At 73.4% G+C, this 13,768-nt stretch carries 12 protein-coding genes; 4 read left to right on the top strand and 8 right to left on the bottom strand.

All coding sequences use genetic code 11. The features are described 5' to 3' along the window. Nucleotides 1-143: 143 nt before the first annotated feature. The 3 genes from ACZ52R_RS21730 to ACZ52R_RS21720 form a co-directional block, all read right to left on the bottom strand. On the bottom strand, nt 144-701 hold the full coding sequence (locus ACZ52R_RS21730) for a hypothetical protein (RefSeq protein ID WP_465618414.1): 558 nt from the start codon (nt 699-701) through the stop codon (nt 144-146). A 143-nt stretch (nt 702-844) separates the two neighbouring features. Beyond that, a complete protein-coding gene (locus ACZ52R_RS21725) occupies nt 845-1,402 on the bottom strand; it encodes a GNAT family N-acetyltransferase (RefSeq protein ID WP_360499138.1) in 558 nt (185 codons plus the stop codon). Between the two features lie 85 nt (nt 1,403-1,487). Next, complete coding sequence (locus ACZ52R_RS21720) at nt 1,488-2,396, bottom strand: LysR family transcriptional regulator (protein WP_465618410.1); 909 nt, start codon at nt 2,394-2,396, stop codon at nt 1,488-1,490. A gap of 70 nt (nt 2,397-2,466) precedes the next feature. Here ACZ52R_RS21720 and ACZ52R_RS21715 point away from each other — a divergent pair, with 70 nt between their 5' ends. Continuing rightward, the gene (locus ACZ52R_RS21715; protein ID WP_465618408.1) at nt 2,467-3,225 is read left to right on the top strand and encodes a CTP synthase C-terminal region-related (seleno)protein; all 759 of its coding nucleotides are present in this window, start codon (nt 2,467-2,469) and stop codon (nt 3,223-3,225) included. Nucleotides 3,226-3,257: 32 nt separating this feature from the next. On the opposite strand, the gene ACZ52R_RS21710 is transcribed toward ACZ52R_RS21715, so the two are convergent. The 3 genes from ACZ52R_RS21710 to ACZ52R_RS21700 all read right to left on the bottom strand — a co-directional run bounded on the left by ACZ52R_RS21710 (nt 3,258) and on the right by ACZ52R_RS21700 (nt 5,418). Further along, entirely contained in the window at nt 3,258-3,872 is a 615-nt protein-coding gene (locus ACZ52R_RS21710; protein ID WP_465618406.1) for a GNAT family N-acetyltransferase, read from the bottom strand. A 170-nt stretch (nt 3,873-4,042) separates the two neighbouring features. Next, nucleotides 4,043-4,642, bottom strand: coding sequence for a dephospho-CoA kinase (coaE, locus tag ACZ52R_RS21705; protein ID WP_465753909.1), 600 nt, complete (start codon nt 4,640-4,642; stop codon nt 4,043-4,045). 134 nt (nt 4,643-4,776) lie between these two features. Continuing rightward, nucleotides 4,777-5,418, bottom strand: coding sequence for an MBL fold metallo-hydrolase (locus tag ACZ52R_RS21700; RefSeq protein ID WP_360499130.1), 642 nt, complete (start codon nt 5,416-5,418; stop codon nt 4,777-4,779). 62 nt (nt 5,419-5,480) lie between these two features. Between ACZ52R_RS21700 and ACZ52R_RS21695 the strand changes: the two genes are divergently transcribed. Beyond that, entirely contained in the window at nt 5,481-5,912 is a 432-nt protein-coding gene (locus tag ACZ52R_RS21695; RefSeq protein WP_360499128.1) for a MarR family winged helix-turn-helix transcriptional regulator, read from the top strand. Here the strand turns inward: ACZ52R_RS21695 and ACZ52R_RS21690 are convergent. Both ACZ52R_RS21690 and rpsA read right to left on the bottom strand, forming a co-directional pair. Continuing rightward, nucleotides 5,895-8,195 (bottom strand): MMPL family transporter, encoded by a 2,301-nt coding sequence (locus tag ACZ52R_RS21690; RefSeq protein WP_465618401.1) that lies wholly within the window; start codon nt 8,193-8,195, stop codon nt 5,895-5,897. The genes ACZ52R_RS21695 and ACZ52R_RS21690 overlap by 18 nt on opposite strands. 210 nt (nt 8,196-8,405) lie before the next feature. After that, nucleotides 8,406-9,896 (bottom strand): 30S ribosomal protein S1, encoded by a 1,491-nt coding sequence (rpsA, locus tag ACZ52R_RS21685; RefSeq protein WP_360499124.1) that lies wholly within the window; start codon nt 9,894-9,896, stop codon nt 8,406-8,408. A 414-nt stretch (nt 9,897-10,310) separates the two neighbouring features. Between rpsA and ACZ52R_RS21680 the strand changes: the two genes are divergently transcribed. Next, nucleotides 10,311-11,222 carry a class I SAM-dependent methyltransferase gene (locus ACZ52R_RS21680; RefSeq protein WP_465665553.1) on the top strand — a complete coding sequence of 304 codons (912 nt, stop codon included), beginning with the start codon at nt 10,311-10,313 and terminating at the stop codon, nt 11,220-11,222. An 8-nt stretch (nt 11,223-11,230) separates the two neighbouring features. Next, nucleotides 11,231-13,744 carry an ATP-dependent helicase HrpB gene (hrpB, locus tag ACZ52R_RS21675; protein ID WP_465753908.1) on the top strand — a complete coding sequence of 838 codons (2,514 nt, stop codon included), beginning with the start codon at nt 11,231-11,233 and terminating at the stop codon, nt 13,742-13,744. Nucleotides 13,745-13,768 lie beyond the last annotated feature (24 nt).

Raw genomic sequence — 13,768 nt, 5'->3', positions numbered from 1 at the left:
TTCGCGCCCGCACGCGGTGAACCGGCTTCACCGCGTGCAGGCGTCAGCGCTTCAGGGCTTCAGGGCTTCAGGGCTTCAGGACGTCACCGTGTCAGGACGTCAGGGCGCCTGGAAGCCACCGAGCGCTTCAAGGAAGCAGGGCGTCACAGCCCCAGGACGCTGAGCGCCGTGGTCCAGTCACTGGCGATCGCGCTGCGGGCGTCCTCCAGGCCGACCCGCCCGCCGCACACCGCGTTCTTGAGCTTGGTCTCGACGGAGTCCTTGCTCGTGGCCGGCTGGCTGCCGTAGCGCGGCTCGGGCCACAGGTTGGCCGGGTCGCGCGGCGCGCCGCCGAGCTCCAGCGGGACGAGGTGGTCCTCCTCGTAGTCGGCCGTGCTGGTGTCCGCGTAGCCGTACTGGGCGATCTGCTGCACCTTCAGGGCGTTGGTGTAGCTGGTCGACGGGCGGACGGTGGCGGTCCAGCCGGAGACGCAGATGGTCTGCCCGATGGTGTCCTGGGTGACGGCCGGGTTGTACGCGCCGGGGGTGCAGTACGGGTCGGGCAGCGGCAGGTACGCCTGCGAACAACTCGCGGAGAGCGTACGGGACTTCGGGGCGGCGGCGGTCGCCGGGGCGGCGGCGTGCGCGGTGCCGGTGGCGAGGCCGGCGGCGGCCAGGGCGGCCGCCGCGGCGACGACGGTCATGCGCTGACGGAGCATCATGGGGAAGTCTCCTGGGTCGGCCCGGCCTGTTGCCGGGCGACTGTGCTCATGACAGCACCGCGCACGCGACGACCGTCAGACCCAGGACGTGAACGCCTGGTGACCCCGCCTTCACAACCGCGACCGGCCGCAGCGCCGCGCGATCAGCCCCGGGACACCGCCAGTTCGACCTCCCGGCCCGGCACGTCACCCGGCAGGGGCAGCACCACGCCGGAGCGCTCGAACCCGGCCCTGACGTACATCGCCTCGGCGCGGGCGTTGTCCTCGTGGACGAACAGCCGCACGCGCTGGATCCGGGGTTCGGCGAGCGACCACGACCAGTCCCGGGCGGCCCGGACGAGGTCGTGCGCCAGCCCGGTGCCGCGCGCCTCGGGCCGGACGTAGAACCCGGCGATCTGCGCCTGCTCGACCTCGACGACGTCGCCTTCCAGGGCCCCCGACCCGCCGGGCCGCTCGACCAGCACGCTGACCGTGCCGAGCCAGCGCCCGTCCGCGTCCTCGCCGACGAACTGCGCCACGGCGGAGCCCGCCGCCGCTCCCGTGGTGCGGTCCTGCCAGAACCGGTCGGGCTTGGCGGACGCCTGCTCGTAGGTGTCGAGGAAGGCGATGGCCGCGACCGGGTCACGGAGCGCGTCCAGCCGGATCTCCTTGACCCGCGCCCAGTCCTCTTGCCGTACCCGCCTGATGGTGATGGTGCTCATCGCGTGATCATTTCATCGACGCCGGTAGCCCCCGCAACCCGAATTCTCCCAACCCGAATTCTCACAACTCGAAGACGGCCCCCGATCAGACCGCGTCGGCCCGCGTCTCCTCCAGCAACCGCGCCAGCAGCGCCGCCGGCCCCTCCGGCAGGCTCCCGTGCACCAGCTCGGTGCGGTGCACCAGCCGGGGTACGGCGATCGGCGCGCTCACGACCCCGGGCACCCCGGCCGGCACCGGCTCGGGCAGCAGCGTGAGCCCGTGCCCGGCCGCGACCAGCGCGAGCAGCCCGTGCACATCGGTGCCCTGGTAGCGGGTGGCGGGCCGGAAGCCGTCGACGCCCGCGGCCGCGCGCAGCCGGGCGACCGGCGGGGCGAGGTCGGGGGCGTCCAGCCAGCGGGCGGCGGAGAGGTCGGCGAGTGCGAGACCGCCGCGGCCCGCCAGCGGGTGGCCGGCGGGCAGGGCGACGACAACCGGCCGCTCGTCCACCGCGACGGTGCGCAGCGGGCCGACGTCGGGCAGCGGCAGCGGGTCGCTGGGCGCGGCCAGGCCGTCGACCAGGGCGAGGTCGACCTCGCCGGTGGCGACCTGCGCGGGCAGCACGTCCTGGGCGAGCACCCGGACCACCGGCTGCACCCCCGGGTACGCCCGGCGCACCTCGCCGAGCGCGCGCCCCAGGGTCGCCCCGACCGCCAGCGGTGTGGCGCCGAGCACCAGCCGGGCGCTCGCGGCACCCGCCAGGCGCGCGACGTCGGCGCGCGCCGCCTCCAGCCGGACCAGCAGCGGCGCGGCGTGCTCCAGCAGCCGCCGCCCCGCCTCGGTCGGGCCGACCGGGCGGCGGACCAGCAGGGCGGTGCCGAGGTCCGCCTCCAGCGCGGCGATCTGCTGCGAGACCGCGGACTGGGTGTAGCCGAGTTCCCGCGCCGCGTCGGAGAAGGAGGCGAGGCGGGTGACAGTGACGAAGGTGCGCAGCTGCTGGGGATCCACGGCGGTCATCAACCGATCTGATCGAGAGGTAAGAAATCATCGTTGGCACTGATCTCGGATGCGGGGTCAGGATAGCCGCATGACCTACCTGACCCCTCGGATCGCCCTGGTCGGCGACCGCTCCCCCGCCGTCCGCTCGCACGCCCGCATCCCGGGCCTGCTCGACGCCCTCGCCGAACACGACCGGCTCGCCCTGGACGCCTACTGGATCCCGACCGAGGACGCCGGGGCACCCGGCGCCCTCGACGGCTTCGACGCCGTCTGGCTGCTGCCCGGCAGCCCGTACCGCAGCGAGGCGGGAGCCCTGGCCGCCGTCCGGACCGCCCGCGAGCGCGGCATCCCCTTCCTCGGCACCTGCGCCGGGTTCCAGCACGCGGTGCTGGAGTACGCCCACAACGTCTGCGGCCTGACCGACGCCGTCCACGGCGAGGCGCACCCCGACGGGGAGCAGCAGGTGATCGCCCCGCTGAGCTGCTCGCTGGTCGGCCACGAGGGCCCCGTCACGCTCACCCCGGGCACCCTCGCCGAGCGGGTCCTCGGCACCACCCGCACCCTGGAGCGCTACCACTGCGCGTACGGCCTCAACGCCGCCTACCTGGACCGACTGCGCGCGCACGGCCTGCGGTTCAGCGGCGCGGACGAGTCGGGCGAGGTGCGGATCCTGGAGCTGCCGGACCACCCGTTCTTCCTCGCCTCGCTGTTCCAGCCCGAGCTGTCCGGCGACGGCACCCGGGCGCACGCCATGATCCGCGCACTCGCCGCCGCTGCCGTGGCCCACGCCGACGCCGGCTCCGGCTCCGGCGCCCACGCGGACACCGCCTGGGCCGTCACGGCCTGAGCCGGCCTCACACCGACGACGGGCGGCCGGCCTCACATCGGCAGCGACCGCAGCCGCACCGGTCCCTCCGGCCACCCGGCCCCCGCCGACAGCGGCGCCCACATGGTGCGCAGCGGCATCACCGCCAGCCGCCCCTCCGGCTGCTCCACCGTCACCTCCTCCGCCACCTCCCGGAAGCCGAGTCCCCGGTAGAACGCGGTCAGCGGCGGGCGGCAGAACAGCAGCGCGCGCCGGTGGCCGAGCGTGCGCGCGTGGTCCAGGGCGGCCCCGACCACGGCGTGCGCGAGGCCGCCGCCGCGCCGGTCGGGCGCGACGCACACCCCGCCGACGCCCATCGCCGTCAGGTCGGTGCCGCCCGCGGTGAGCGACAGCGGCAGCAGCCCGGTGTGGGCGACCAGCCGGCCGCCGGCGGCCCGGACCCCGAAGTGGATCTCCTTGGGCAGGAAGGTCAGCCCGGTGTACGCGACCCCGTACGGGTCGTCCCCGGGGCCGAGGACCTCCTCCTGCTCGGCGCGGGTGTACCGCTCCAGCCGTTCGACGGCCGGCGCCCCGGCGAGGTGCGCCCCGGTGGGGTTCGACTCGGTGAGGTGCGCCCCGGCGGGAATCGACTCGGCGAGGTGCGGATCGAGCGAAAAACGATCATTCATTCCGCCATGCTCTCCCCACCGGCGGCCCTGCGACAGTCCCTTCCCGGCCACTCGGTCCGAGCGGCTGCCGAACGCCCCCGGCCGGCGCGGGAGATGCACGAGGTGCGCCCCGTGCCGCCCAGGCCGAGGAGCCGGCCGCAGCACGGCAGACACTCAGCCTGATCCGCAGGTCAGACCGCCGCGCGCTCCGCCAGCTCCGTCCAGACCTCGAACACCCGGGCCGACAGTTCCGCCAGCCCGGCGCCGTTGTCGATCACCAGGTCCGCGATCGCCAGCCGGTCGGCCCGCGAGGCCTGGGCGTCCATCCGGGCCCTGGCCTCGTGCTCGGCCATCCCGCGCAGTCGCACCAGCCGGTCCAGCCGCACCTCGTCGGCCGCGTCGACCACCACGATCAGGTCGAACAGCGGCGCCAGCCCGTTCTCGGCCAGCAGCGGCACGTCGTGCACCACGACCGCGTCCGGCGCGGCCGCCGCCTCCAGTTCGGCGGAGCGGGTCCGCACCAGCGGGTGGACGATCGCGTTCAGTGCCTTCAGCCGCTCCGGGTCGGCGAACACGATCGCCCCGAGGGCCGGGCGGTCCAGCGCGCCGTCCTCCCGCAGCACCTGCGGGCCGAACTCGGCGACGACGGCCGCCAGACCGTCCGTCCCGGGGGCGACCACCTCGCGGGCGATCACGTCGGAGTCCACGATCACCGCGCCGTGCGCGGCGAACAGCCGGGACACCTCGCTCTTGCCCGCGCCGATGCCACCCGTCAGTCCGATCTTCAGCATGGCGTCAGGCTACCGGCGCCACACCGGGCCCGTCAGCCCGGCTCCGGGCTCAACCCGACCGCAGGCTCAGTCCGACTCCGGGCTCAACCCGACCGCAGGCCCAACCCGACTCCAGACGCAACCCGGCTCCGGGCTCAGCCCAGCTCCAGGCTCTCCCCGTCTCCGAGGACGGCCAGCTCCGCGCCCGTGCCCGGCCCGTCCGGTCCGACCAGCCGGCTGTGCACGGCGAACCCGGCCGGGCTGAGCACCGCCTCGTGGACCGGCACCGCCCGGCGCGGCCCCGCCTCCCGGACGTAGTCGACGACCTCGGAGGCCTTGCTCCACGGCGCCGCCAGCGGCAGCAGCAGGGTGTCCACGGTGTGCGGCGGCACGGTGAACGCGTCGCCGGGGTGGAAGAGCCGGCCGTCGAAGAGGAAGCCGATGTTCTGCACCCGCGGGATGTCCGGGTGGATCACCGCGTGCCACTCGCCGTGCACCGAGACGCCGAGCCCGCCGAGCTCGAAGGCGTCGCCCTCGCCGACCGCGGTGACCCGCTGCGCGACGCCGTCCAGCTGGGCGGCGACGGCGCTGTTGGTCCACACCCGCAGCGCCGGGTCGGCCTCCAGCGCGGCGCGCAGCCGGGACTCCTCGAAGTGGTCCATGTGCTCGTGGGTGATCAGGACGGCGTCCGCCCCGGCCAGTGCGGCGGGGTCGGTGAACACCCCGGGGTCGACGACGACGGTGGTGTCGCCGTGTTCGATGCGTACGCAGGCGTGTCCGAACTTAGTGATTCGCATGCCTGAAACTCTACAGCAAAGCTGTACAGTAATGCTGTAGATATTTTGGGTAGACTTCTCCCATGCCCAGCGAAGCCCCGCACCCGGACACCCTGGAACTCGCCGCCGACCTGCGCGCCGCCCTCGGCAGCGTGGTCCGCTCCCTGCGCGACAGCGACGAGCTGCCGCAGAACCAGGCAGCGGTGCTCGGCCTGCTGGTGCGCGACGAGCGCTCCTGCACCGTCGCCGAACTCGCCGACCTCCAGCGCGTCCGCCACCAGTCGATGGCCCGCACCGTCGCCCTGATGATCGAGGCCGGACTGGTCACCCAGCAGCCCCACCCCACCGACGGCCGCAAGCAGCTCATCGCCGCCACCGGGGCCGGCCGCACCGCCCTCCTCGACCAGCGAGCCCGCCGCGAACACCGCATCGCGACCGCCATCGAGGCCCGCCTCACCCCCGCCGAGCAGGACCGGCTCCGCGCCGCGGTCGGCCTGCTAGCCCGGCTGGGCTGAGCCCACCAGGTCCTCGGCCGCCGGCTTCCCGTCCACCGAGTCCCCGGCCGCCGACTTCCCGGCCGCCGACTCCCCGGCTACCGGCTCCCCGGCCACCGACTCGCCCACCGGCCGCGGGGCCGGGATCACCGCCGGCTCGATCTCCGGCAGCTCGACGTGCTCGCTGAGCCCGAAGCGCCGGTGCAGTCGCCGCAGCGGGGCGGGCGCCCACCAGTTGAACTCGCCGAACAGGCTCATCGCGGCGGGCACCAGCAGGCAGCGCACCAGGGTGGCATCGACCGCGACGGCGACGGCCAGCGCGATGCCCATCTGCTTGACCATCAGCATGTCGCCGAGTGCGAACCCGGCGAAGACGATCACCATCAGCAGCGCCGCCGAGGTGATGATCCGACCGCTGCGCTGGACGCCCAGCTCCACCGACCGGGTACAGCTGTGGCCCTTGTCCCGTAGTTCCTTGATCCGCGCGAGCAGGAACACCTCGTAGTCCATCGACAGCCCGAAGGCGAAGGCGAAGACCAGCACCGGGATGAAGGTCTCCAGCCCGCCGGTCGGGCTGAAGCCGAGCAGCCCGCTGAAGTAGCCGTCCTGGAACACCAGGGTGAGCGCGCCGAGCGAGGCGCCCAGCGAGAGCAGGTTCATCAGCAGCGCCTTGACCGGCATCACCACCGAGCCGGTCATCAGGAACAGCAGCACCAGCGTCCCCACCGCGACCAGCCCGAGCGCCCATGGCCCGCGCGACATCAGCTCGTCCTTGAAGTCGACCACCGAGGCCGCGCCGCCGGTGACGTAGGTCTTCAGCCCGCCCCGGTCCGCCCGCAGCTCCTCGACCACGTGTTCGGCCTGCCCGCCCTGCGGGTCCCCGTGCACCAGCACGTCGATCGTGGAGACCGCGTCGCTGACCGGGCTGACCGCCCGTACCCCGCTCACCCCGGGCAGCTTGGCCACCACTTCGTCCGCGTACGCCTGTGCCACCGCCGCGCCGCCCTCGACCACCACGGTGATCGGCGCGGCCGAGGCCTGCGGGAAGCGCTGGTCGACGGTCTCGGCGACCTGCCGCCCGGCCGAGGAGGCGGGCAGCACGGCGGCGCCCGAGTTGCGCATGTCGGCGTGGAGGAAGGGCGCCCCGGCCGCCATCAGCAGCGCGACGCAGGCGAGCGCGACCGGTACGGCCCGCTTGCGGACCCGGCGGACGGTCCGGCTGAAGAATCCTTCGTCCGGTACGGGCGTGGTGGGCGTCTTGATCCGCGCGCCGGCGAAGCCGAGCAGGGCGGGGATCAGGGTCAGCGCGGCGGCGACGGCGATCACCACCACGCTCACCCCGGCGGCGGCCACCGCCCCGAGCACCGGGCTGGTGAAGACGAACAGGCCCGACAGCGCGACGGCCACGGTCAGCCCGGAGAAGGCCACGGTGCGTCCGGCGGTCGCCGCGGTGCGTTCGACGGCGGCGGCGATGCCCGCGCCGTGGCCGCGCTCTTCGCGGAAACGATTCACCATGAGCAGCGCGTAGTCGATCGAGAGTCCGAGCCCCAGTACGGTCGCGATCGGCAGCACGCTGGTGTCGATGTCCATGATCTGGCTGAACCCGAACATGGCCAGCAGTGCGCCGCCCACCGAGGCGACCGCCCCGATCACCGGCAGCGAGGCCGCCGCGAGCCCGCCGAAGACCAGCACCATGACGACCAGCGTGAGCGGCAGCGTCACCATCTCGCCGAAGCGGGTGTCCTTTTCGGTCTGCTGCTTGACCTCCTGCTGCAGCACCAGGTCCCCGCCGACGGTCACGTGCGCGCCGCCGGCGCCGTTCAGCGCGGCGAGCCGCTGGGTGACGGCGTCGCTCTGAGCGGGGGTGGAGGTGTCGGCCATCCGGACGGTGACCAGGCTCGCCGTCCCGTCGGCGGAGCGCAGCGCGGCGGGCGCCGACCCGGTGCCGTACGCGTCGAGCGTGGCGGAGACCCCGGGCAGTGCGGCGATCTCGGCGGTGGCCTTCTCGACGGCGGCCTTGACCGCCGGATCGTCCACCGGCTTGCCGTCCACCACCGCGGTGACGGTGCCCTTGACCGGGTCGGCCGCGGCGACCACCGCGCTGCCCCGGTCGGCCTCGGCACTGGAGGAGGAGGCCCCGGCCACCGAGCCCTCGAAGACCCGGCCGCCGATCAGGACGCCGACGACCAGGACGGCGGCCCAGAAGCCGAGCACCCAGCGGCGGTGACGGAAGCAGAACCGGCCGAGGGCGGCGAGCCGGCCGCCGACGACGGCGGCGGGGACGGCGGAGGAGGGTTTGCGCATGAAGGAGCCTTTCGGGCAGCTCCACTCAATGTAGGCGCAACCCGAACTTCGGCCTATAGACGGGCAATGAGCCTCATCTCACACTTCTCTTCACATAAAAGACACATAAGTCGGAGGCGTATAAGTCACCGCGGAAAACCACATGGGCCCCACCCGGAGATTCCGGGTGGGGCCCATGTGCTAGCTATCGGCTAGCAGGAAGCGAGAGCCTCAGCTCTGGCCACCGGCCAGCTTCTCGCGCAGGGCGGCCAGGGCCTCGTCGGAGGCCAGGGCGCCCGAGCCCTCGTCGCTGCTGGACGAGTAGGAACCACCGGCGGCAGCGGCGACGGCGTCGCCACCCTCCTCGGCGGCCTGGGCGTCGGCCTCGCGGCTCTTGATGACCTGGGCCTGGTGCTGCTCGAAGCGGGACTGCGCCTCGGCGTACTGGCGCTCCCACTCCTCACGCTGCTTCTCGAAGCCGGGCAGCCAGTCGTTCGCCTCGGGGTCGAAGCCCTCCGGGTAGATGTAGTTGCCCTGGTCGTCGTACGAAGCGGCCATGCCGTACAGGGTCGGGTCGAAGTCGACCTCGGCCGGGTTGGCACCCAGCGCCTCGTTGGCCTGCTTCAGCGACAGGCTGATGCGGCGACGCTCGAGGTCGATGTCGATGACCTTGACGAAGATCTCGTCGCCGACCTGGACGACCTGCTCCGGGATCTCCACGTGGCGCTCGGCCAGCTCGGAGATGTGGACCAGACCCTCGATGCCCTCGTCCACGCGGACGAACGCACCGAACGGAACCAGCTTGGTGACCTTACCCGGGACGACCTGACCGATCTGGTGCGTACGGGCGAACTGCTGCCACGGGTCCTCCTGGGTCGCCTTCAGCGACAGGGAGACGCGCTCGCGGTCCATGTCAACGTCGAGAACCTCGACGGTGACCTCCTGGCCGACCTCGACAACCTCGGACGGGTGGTCGATGTGCTTCCAGGACAGCTCGGAGACGTGCACCAGGCCGTCGACGCCACCCAGGTCCACGAAGGCACCGAAGTTGACGATCGAGGAGACGACGCCGGAGCGCACCTGGCCCTTCTGCAGGGTGGTGAGGAAGGTCTGGCGGACCTCGCTCTGGGTCTGCTCCAGCCAGGCACGGCGGGACAGGACCACGTTGTTGCGGTTCTTGTCCAGCTCGATGATCTTGGCCTCGAGCTCCTTGCCCACGTAGGGCTGGAGGTCGCGGACGCGGCGCATCTCGACCAGCGAGGCCGGCAGGAAGCCACGGAGGCCGATGTCGAGGATGAGACCACCCTTGACGACCTCGATGACGGTACCGGTGACGATGCCGTCCTCTTCCTTGATCTTCTCGATCGTGCCCCAGGCACGCTCGTACTGAGCGCGCTTCTTGGACAGGATGAGACGACCCTCCTTGTCCTCCTTCTGGAGAACCAGGGCCTCGATGTTGTCACCGACGGCGACGACCTCGTGCGGGTCAACGTCGTGCTTGATCGAGAGCTCGCGGGACGGGATGACGCCCTCGGTCTTGTAACCGATGTCGAGGAGGACCTCGTCACGGTCGACCTTCACGATGACGCCCTCGACGATGTCGCCATCGTTGAAGTACTTGATGGTCTCGTCGATGGCGGCGAGGAACGCCTCGGCGTCGCCGATGTCGTTGACCGCGACCTGCGGGGTGGTGCTGAGGGAGGAGTCGGTGGGGCTCGTCATTAGGAAAAGGGCTCCGGTACGGACATGAAAGTCGTAGGTAATGCCACGCGGAGGGCCCGTATCGCTCCCACCGAAAGCCGGACAGCCCAGAACACGGCACACCAAACTCCCGTACAACGAGAATCGGCGTCCGTCTTGCGACCGTGGGGTCTTCGACAGATGCGAGCGCGACCTGCTCCGTCCGAGGCGCGCAGGCCCGCAGCGCAACTTGTAGCATACGGGGACGGCCAGGCACGGTCAATGCCGAAGGACGGCAAGACGGTGGAGCCTGGTACGGATCAGGCCATATCCTCCGATTGCGCACCTCTCGGTGGCGCCCGCAGGAGCCTTTTCCCCGGATGCCACCGCCAGGACCCGGTCCCTTTCGGGGGCCGGTTCGCGACAGCGACGCTTCCGCGCTCCATACCCTACGCGATGGGCATTGTCACCGTGGCCACCACCCCCCAGTCCGATCTTCACGATCTTGACTCGTCCGCCGAAACCGCCCCCGGAACCGAGGCCGGAACCGGGGCCGGGACCGGGGCCGAGGGCGACGACGACGCGGTGCGGCGCGAGGCCGGCACCGGGGAGAGCAGCCGGGCCAGCCGGCACTGGTGGGACCGCAACGCCGACGAGTACCAGGACGAGCACGGCGAGTTCCTCGGCGACGACCGCTTCACCTGGTGCCCCGAGGGCCTGGACGAGGCCGACGCCCACCTGCTCGGCGAGGTCGCCGGCCAGGACGTGCTGGAGATCGGCGCCGGCGCCGCCCAGTGCTCGCGCTGGCTGGCCGGCCACGGCGCCCGCCCCGTCGCCCTCGACATCTCCTACCGCCAGCTCCAGCACTCCCGCCGGATCGACCTCGGCCGCGGCGCCGTGCCCGTCCCCGTCGTCCAGGCCGACGCCGCCGTGCTGCCCTTCGCCGACGGCTCGTTCGACCTCGCCTGCTCCGCCTACGGCGCCGTCCCGTTCAGCGCCGACACCACCGCCCTGATGCGGGAGGTGCACCGGGTGCTGCGGCCCGGCGGGCGCTGGGTGTTCTCGGTGACCCACCCGATCCGCTGGGCCTTCCCGGACGAGCCCGGCGTCGAGGGCCTCACCGCGATGTCCTCCTACTTCGACCGCACCCCGTACGTCGAACAGGACGAGCAGGGCAACGCCACCTACGTCGAGCACCACCGCACCCTCGGCGACCGGGTCCGCGAACTCGTCGCCGCCGGCTTCCGGCTGGTGGACCTGGTCGAGCCCGAGTGGCCGGCCGGCCTGGAGCAGGAGTGGGGCGGCTGGTCCCCGCTGCGCGGGCGGCTCATCCCCGGCACGGCGATCTTCGTCACCGAGCGGGGCTGAGCCCTGCCATGAACCCGGCCTGGCACGACCTGCCCGTCCGCACCGCCCTGCCCGCGCTCCACGACGCCCTCGCCGGGCACGGCACCGCCGTCCTCGCCGCGCCGCCCGGCACCGGCAAGACCACCCTGGTGCCGCTCGCCCTGGCCGGGCTGCTCGCCGACGGCCGGCCGGTGCGCCGGGTGCTGGTCGCCGAACCGCGCCGGCTCGCCGTCCGGGCCGCCGCCCGGCGGATGGCCTGGCTGCTCGGCGAGTCCGTCGGCGGCCGGGTCGGCTACACCGTGCGCGGCGAGCGCCGGGCCGGGCCGGACACCGTGGTCGAGGTGGTCACCACCGGCGTGCTGCTGCAGCGGCTCCAGCGCGACCAGGAACTGCCCGGCGTGGACGTCGTCGTCCTCGACGAGTGCCACGAGCGGCACCTGGACGCCGACACCGCGCTCGCCTTCCTGCTGGACGTCCGGGCGGCGCTGCGGCCCGAACTCGGCCTGGTCTGCGCCTCCGCCACTTCCGACACCGCCGCCTGGGCCGAACTGCTCGGCGGCGCCCCGGTGGTGGAGGCGCACGGGGTCTCCCACCCGGTGGACGTGGTCTGGGCGCCCCCGCCGCGCGCCATCCGGCCCGCGCACGGCACCCGGGTGGACCCGGCGCTCCTCGACCACGTCGCGGCCACGGTCCGGCGGGCCCTCGCCGAACGTGACGGGGACGTGCTCTGCTTCCTGCCCGGCGTCGGCGAAATCGCCCGGGTCGCCGGGCAGTTGGCCGGTCTCCCGGCGGATGTCCTGCAGCTGCACGGACGCGCCCCGCAAGCCGTCCAGGACGCCGCGCTCACCCCGTCCCCCACACGCCGGGTGGTGCTGGCCACCGCCGTCGCCGAATCCTCCCTCACCGTGCCGGGCGTCCGCGTCGTCGTCGACGCCGGTCTCGCCCGCGAACCCCGCACCGACCACGCCCGCGGCCTCGCCGCACTGGTCACCGTCCGCGTCTCGCTCGCCGCCGCCCGCCAACGCGCCGGACGAGCAGGGCGTGAGGCCCCCGGCACCGTCTACCGCTGCTGGCACGAGGCCGAGGACGCCCGCGCCGCCCGCTACCCCACAGCGGAAATCGCGCTCGCCGACCTCACGTCGTTCGCCCTCCAGGCCGCCTGCTGGGGCGACCCGGACGCCACCGGCCTCGCCCTCCCCGACCGGCCCCCGGCAGGGGCGATGGCCGCCGCCCGGCAGACCCTGCTCGCCCTCGGGGCCGTTTCCGCCGACGGCCGGGCGACGAAGCGCGGCGTGCGCCTCGCCCGCACCGGGCTGCACCCCCGGCTGGGCCGCGCCCTCGTCGACGGCGCTCCCGCCGTAGGCGCCCGCCGGGCAGCCGAGGTCGTCGCCCTGCTCTCCGAGGAACCCCCGCGCGCGCTGGGGGACGACCTCGGCGCGGTGTGGCGCACCGTCCGATCGGGCAACGACCCCTACGCCGGGCGCTGGCGCGACGAAGTCCGCCGCTTGCAGCGTGCCACCTCCGACGAACCCGCCACCCCGTTGCCCGACGCCACCGCCGCCGGACTCGTCGTCGCCCTCGCCTTCCCCGAACGGATCGCCCGCGCCCGGGTCGACAAGCCCGCCCCCGGCGAGCGCAGCCCGTACCTGATGGCCTCGGGCACGGCCGCCGAACTCGCCCCCGGCACCGCGCTCGGCGCCCTGCCCTGGCTCGCCGTCGCCGTCGCCGACCGCCCGGCCGGCGCGCACTCCGCCCGGGTCCTGCACGCTGCGGCACTGGACGAGGACACCGCAGTTCTCGCCGGAGCGGCCCTCATCAGCGCCCGCGAGGAAGTCCACTGGGACACCCGGCGAGGTGAAGTCGTCTCCCGCCAGGTGGAATCCCTCGGCGCCATCGAACTCGCCGAGAAGCCGCTGGCCCGACCCGACCGGGCCCTCGTCCGCGCCGCCATCCTCGAAGGCCTGAGCCGCGAGGGCGTCAGCGAGCTGCTGACCTGGCCCTCCCCCGGCCTACGCGAACGCCTCGCCTTCCTGCATTCCGCCATCGGAGACCCCTGGCCGGACGTCTCCGACGAGGCGCTGCTGGAACGCGCCGACGAATGGCTGGAGCCCGAACTCTCCCGCGCCCGCCGCCGCACCGACCTCGCCCGCATTGATACGACGTCGGCCCTCCAGCGCCTGCTCCCCTGGGCGAGCGGACAGGCCGGCCGCCTGGAGGAGTTGGCCCCCGAGCGCATCACCGTGCCCAGCGGGTCGAAGATACGCGTCGACTACAGCACCGAACGCCCGGTACTGGCAGTCAAGTTGCAGGAACTCTTCGGCTGGAAGGCCGCGCCGGCACTGGCCGGCGGCCGCGTGCCGCTGACCGTGCAGCTGCTCTCCCCCGCCGGCCGCCCCGCCGCCATCACCGGCGACCTGGAGGGCTTCTGGCAGAACGGCTACCGCGCCGTCCGCGCAGATTTGAGAGGCCGCTACCCCCGCCACCCCTGGCCCGAGGACCCGACCACAGCAGAACCCACCCGCCGCCTCAACGCCCGGAAGTGACCGAGGAGTTGGACAGCGTACGGC

Source organism: Kitasatospora sp. NPDC034023, from assembly GCF_055575795.1.
This window is presented reverse-complemented; position numbering and strand designations above follow the sequence as displayed.

Excerpts from the sequence above, each read along its gene's own strand:
- ACZ52R_RS21730 (WP_465618414.1), bottom strand. The coding sequence starts at position 701 with ATGATGCTCCGTCAGCGCATGACCGTCGTCGCCGCGGCGGCCGCCCTG.
- ACZ52R_RS21725 (WP_360499138.1), bottom strand. The coding sequence starts at position 1,402 with ATGAGCACCATCACCATCAGGCGGGTACGGCAAGAGGACTGGGCGCGG.
- ACZ52R_RS21720 (WP_465618410.1), bottom strand. The coding sequence starts at position 2,396 with ATGACCGCCGTGGATCCCCAGCAGCTGCGCACCTTCGTCACTGTCACC.
- ACZ52R_RS21715 (WP_465618408.1), top strand. The coding sequence starts at position 2,467 with ATGACCTACCTGACCCCTCGGATCGCCCTGGTCGGCGACCGCTCCCCC.
- ACZ52R_RS21710 (WP_465618406.1), bottom strand. The coding sequence starts at position 3,872 with ATGAATGATCGTTTTTCGCTCGATCCGCACCTCGCCGAGTCGATTCCC.
- coaE (WP_465753909.1), bottom strand. The coding sequence starts at position 4,642 with ATGCTGAAGATCGGACTGACGGGTGGCATCGGCGCGGGCAAGAGCGAG.
- ACZ52R_RS21700 (WP_360499130.1), bottom strand. The coding sequence starts at position 5,418 with ATGCGAATCACTAAGTTCGGACACGCCTGCGTACGCATCGAACACGGC.
- ACZ52R_RS21695 (WP_360499128.1), top strand. The coding sequence starts at position 5,481 with ATGCCCAGCGAAGCCCCGCACCCGGACACCCTGGAACTCGCCGCCGAC.
- ACZ52R_RS21690 (WP_465618401.1), bottom strand. The coding sequence starts at position 8,195 with ATGCGCAAACCCTCCTCCGCCGTCCCCGCCGCCGTCGTCGGCGGCCGG.
- rpsA (WP_360499124.1), bottom strand. The coding sequence starts at position 9,896 with ATGACGAGCCCCACCGACTCCTCCCTCAGCACCACCCCGCAGGTCGCG.
- ACZ52R_RS21680 (WP_465665553.1), top strand. The coding sequence starts at position 10,311 with ATGGGCATTGTCACCGTGGCCACCACCCCCCAGTCCGATCTTCACGAT.
- hrpB (WP_465753908.1), top strand. The coding sequence starts at position 11,231 with ATGAACCCGGCCTGGCACGACCTGCCCGTCCGCACCGCCCTGCCCGCG.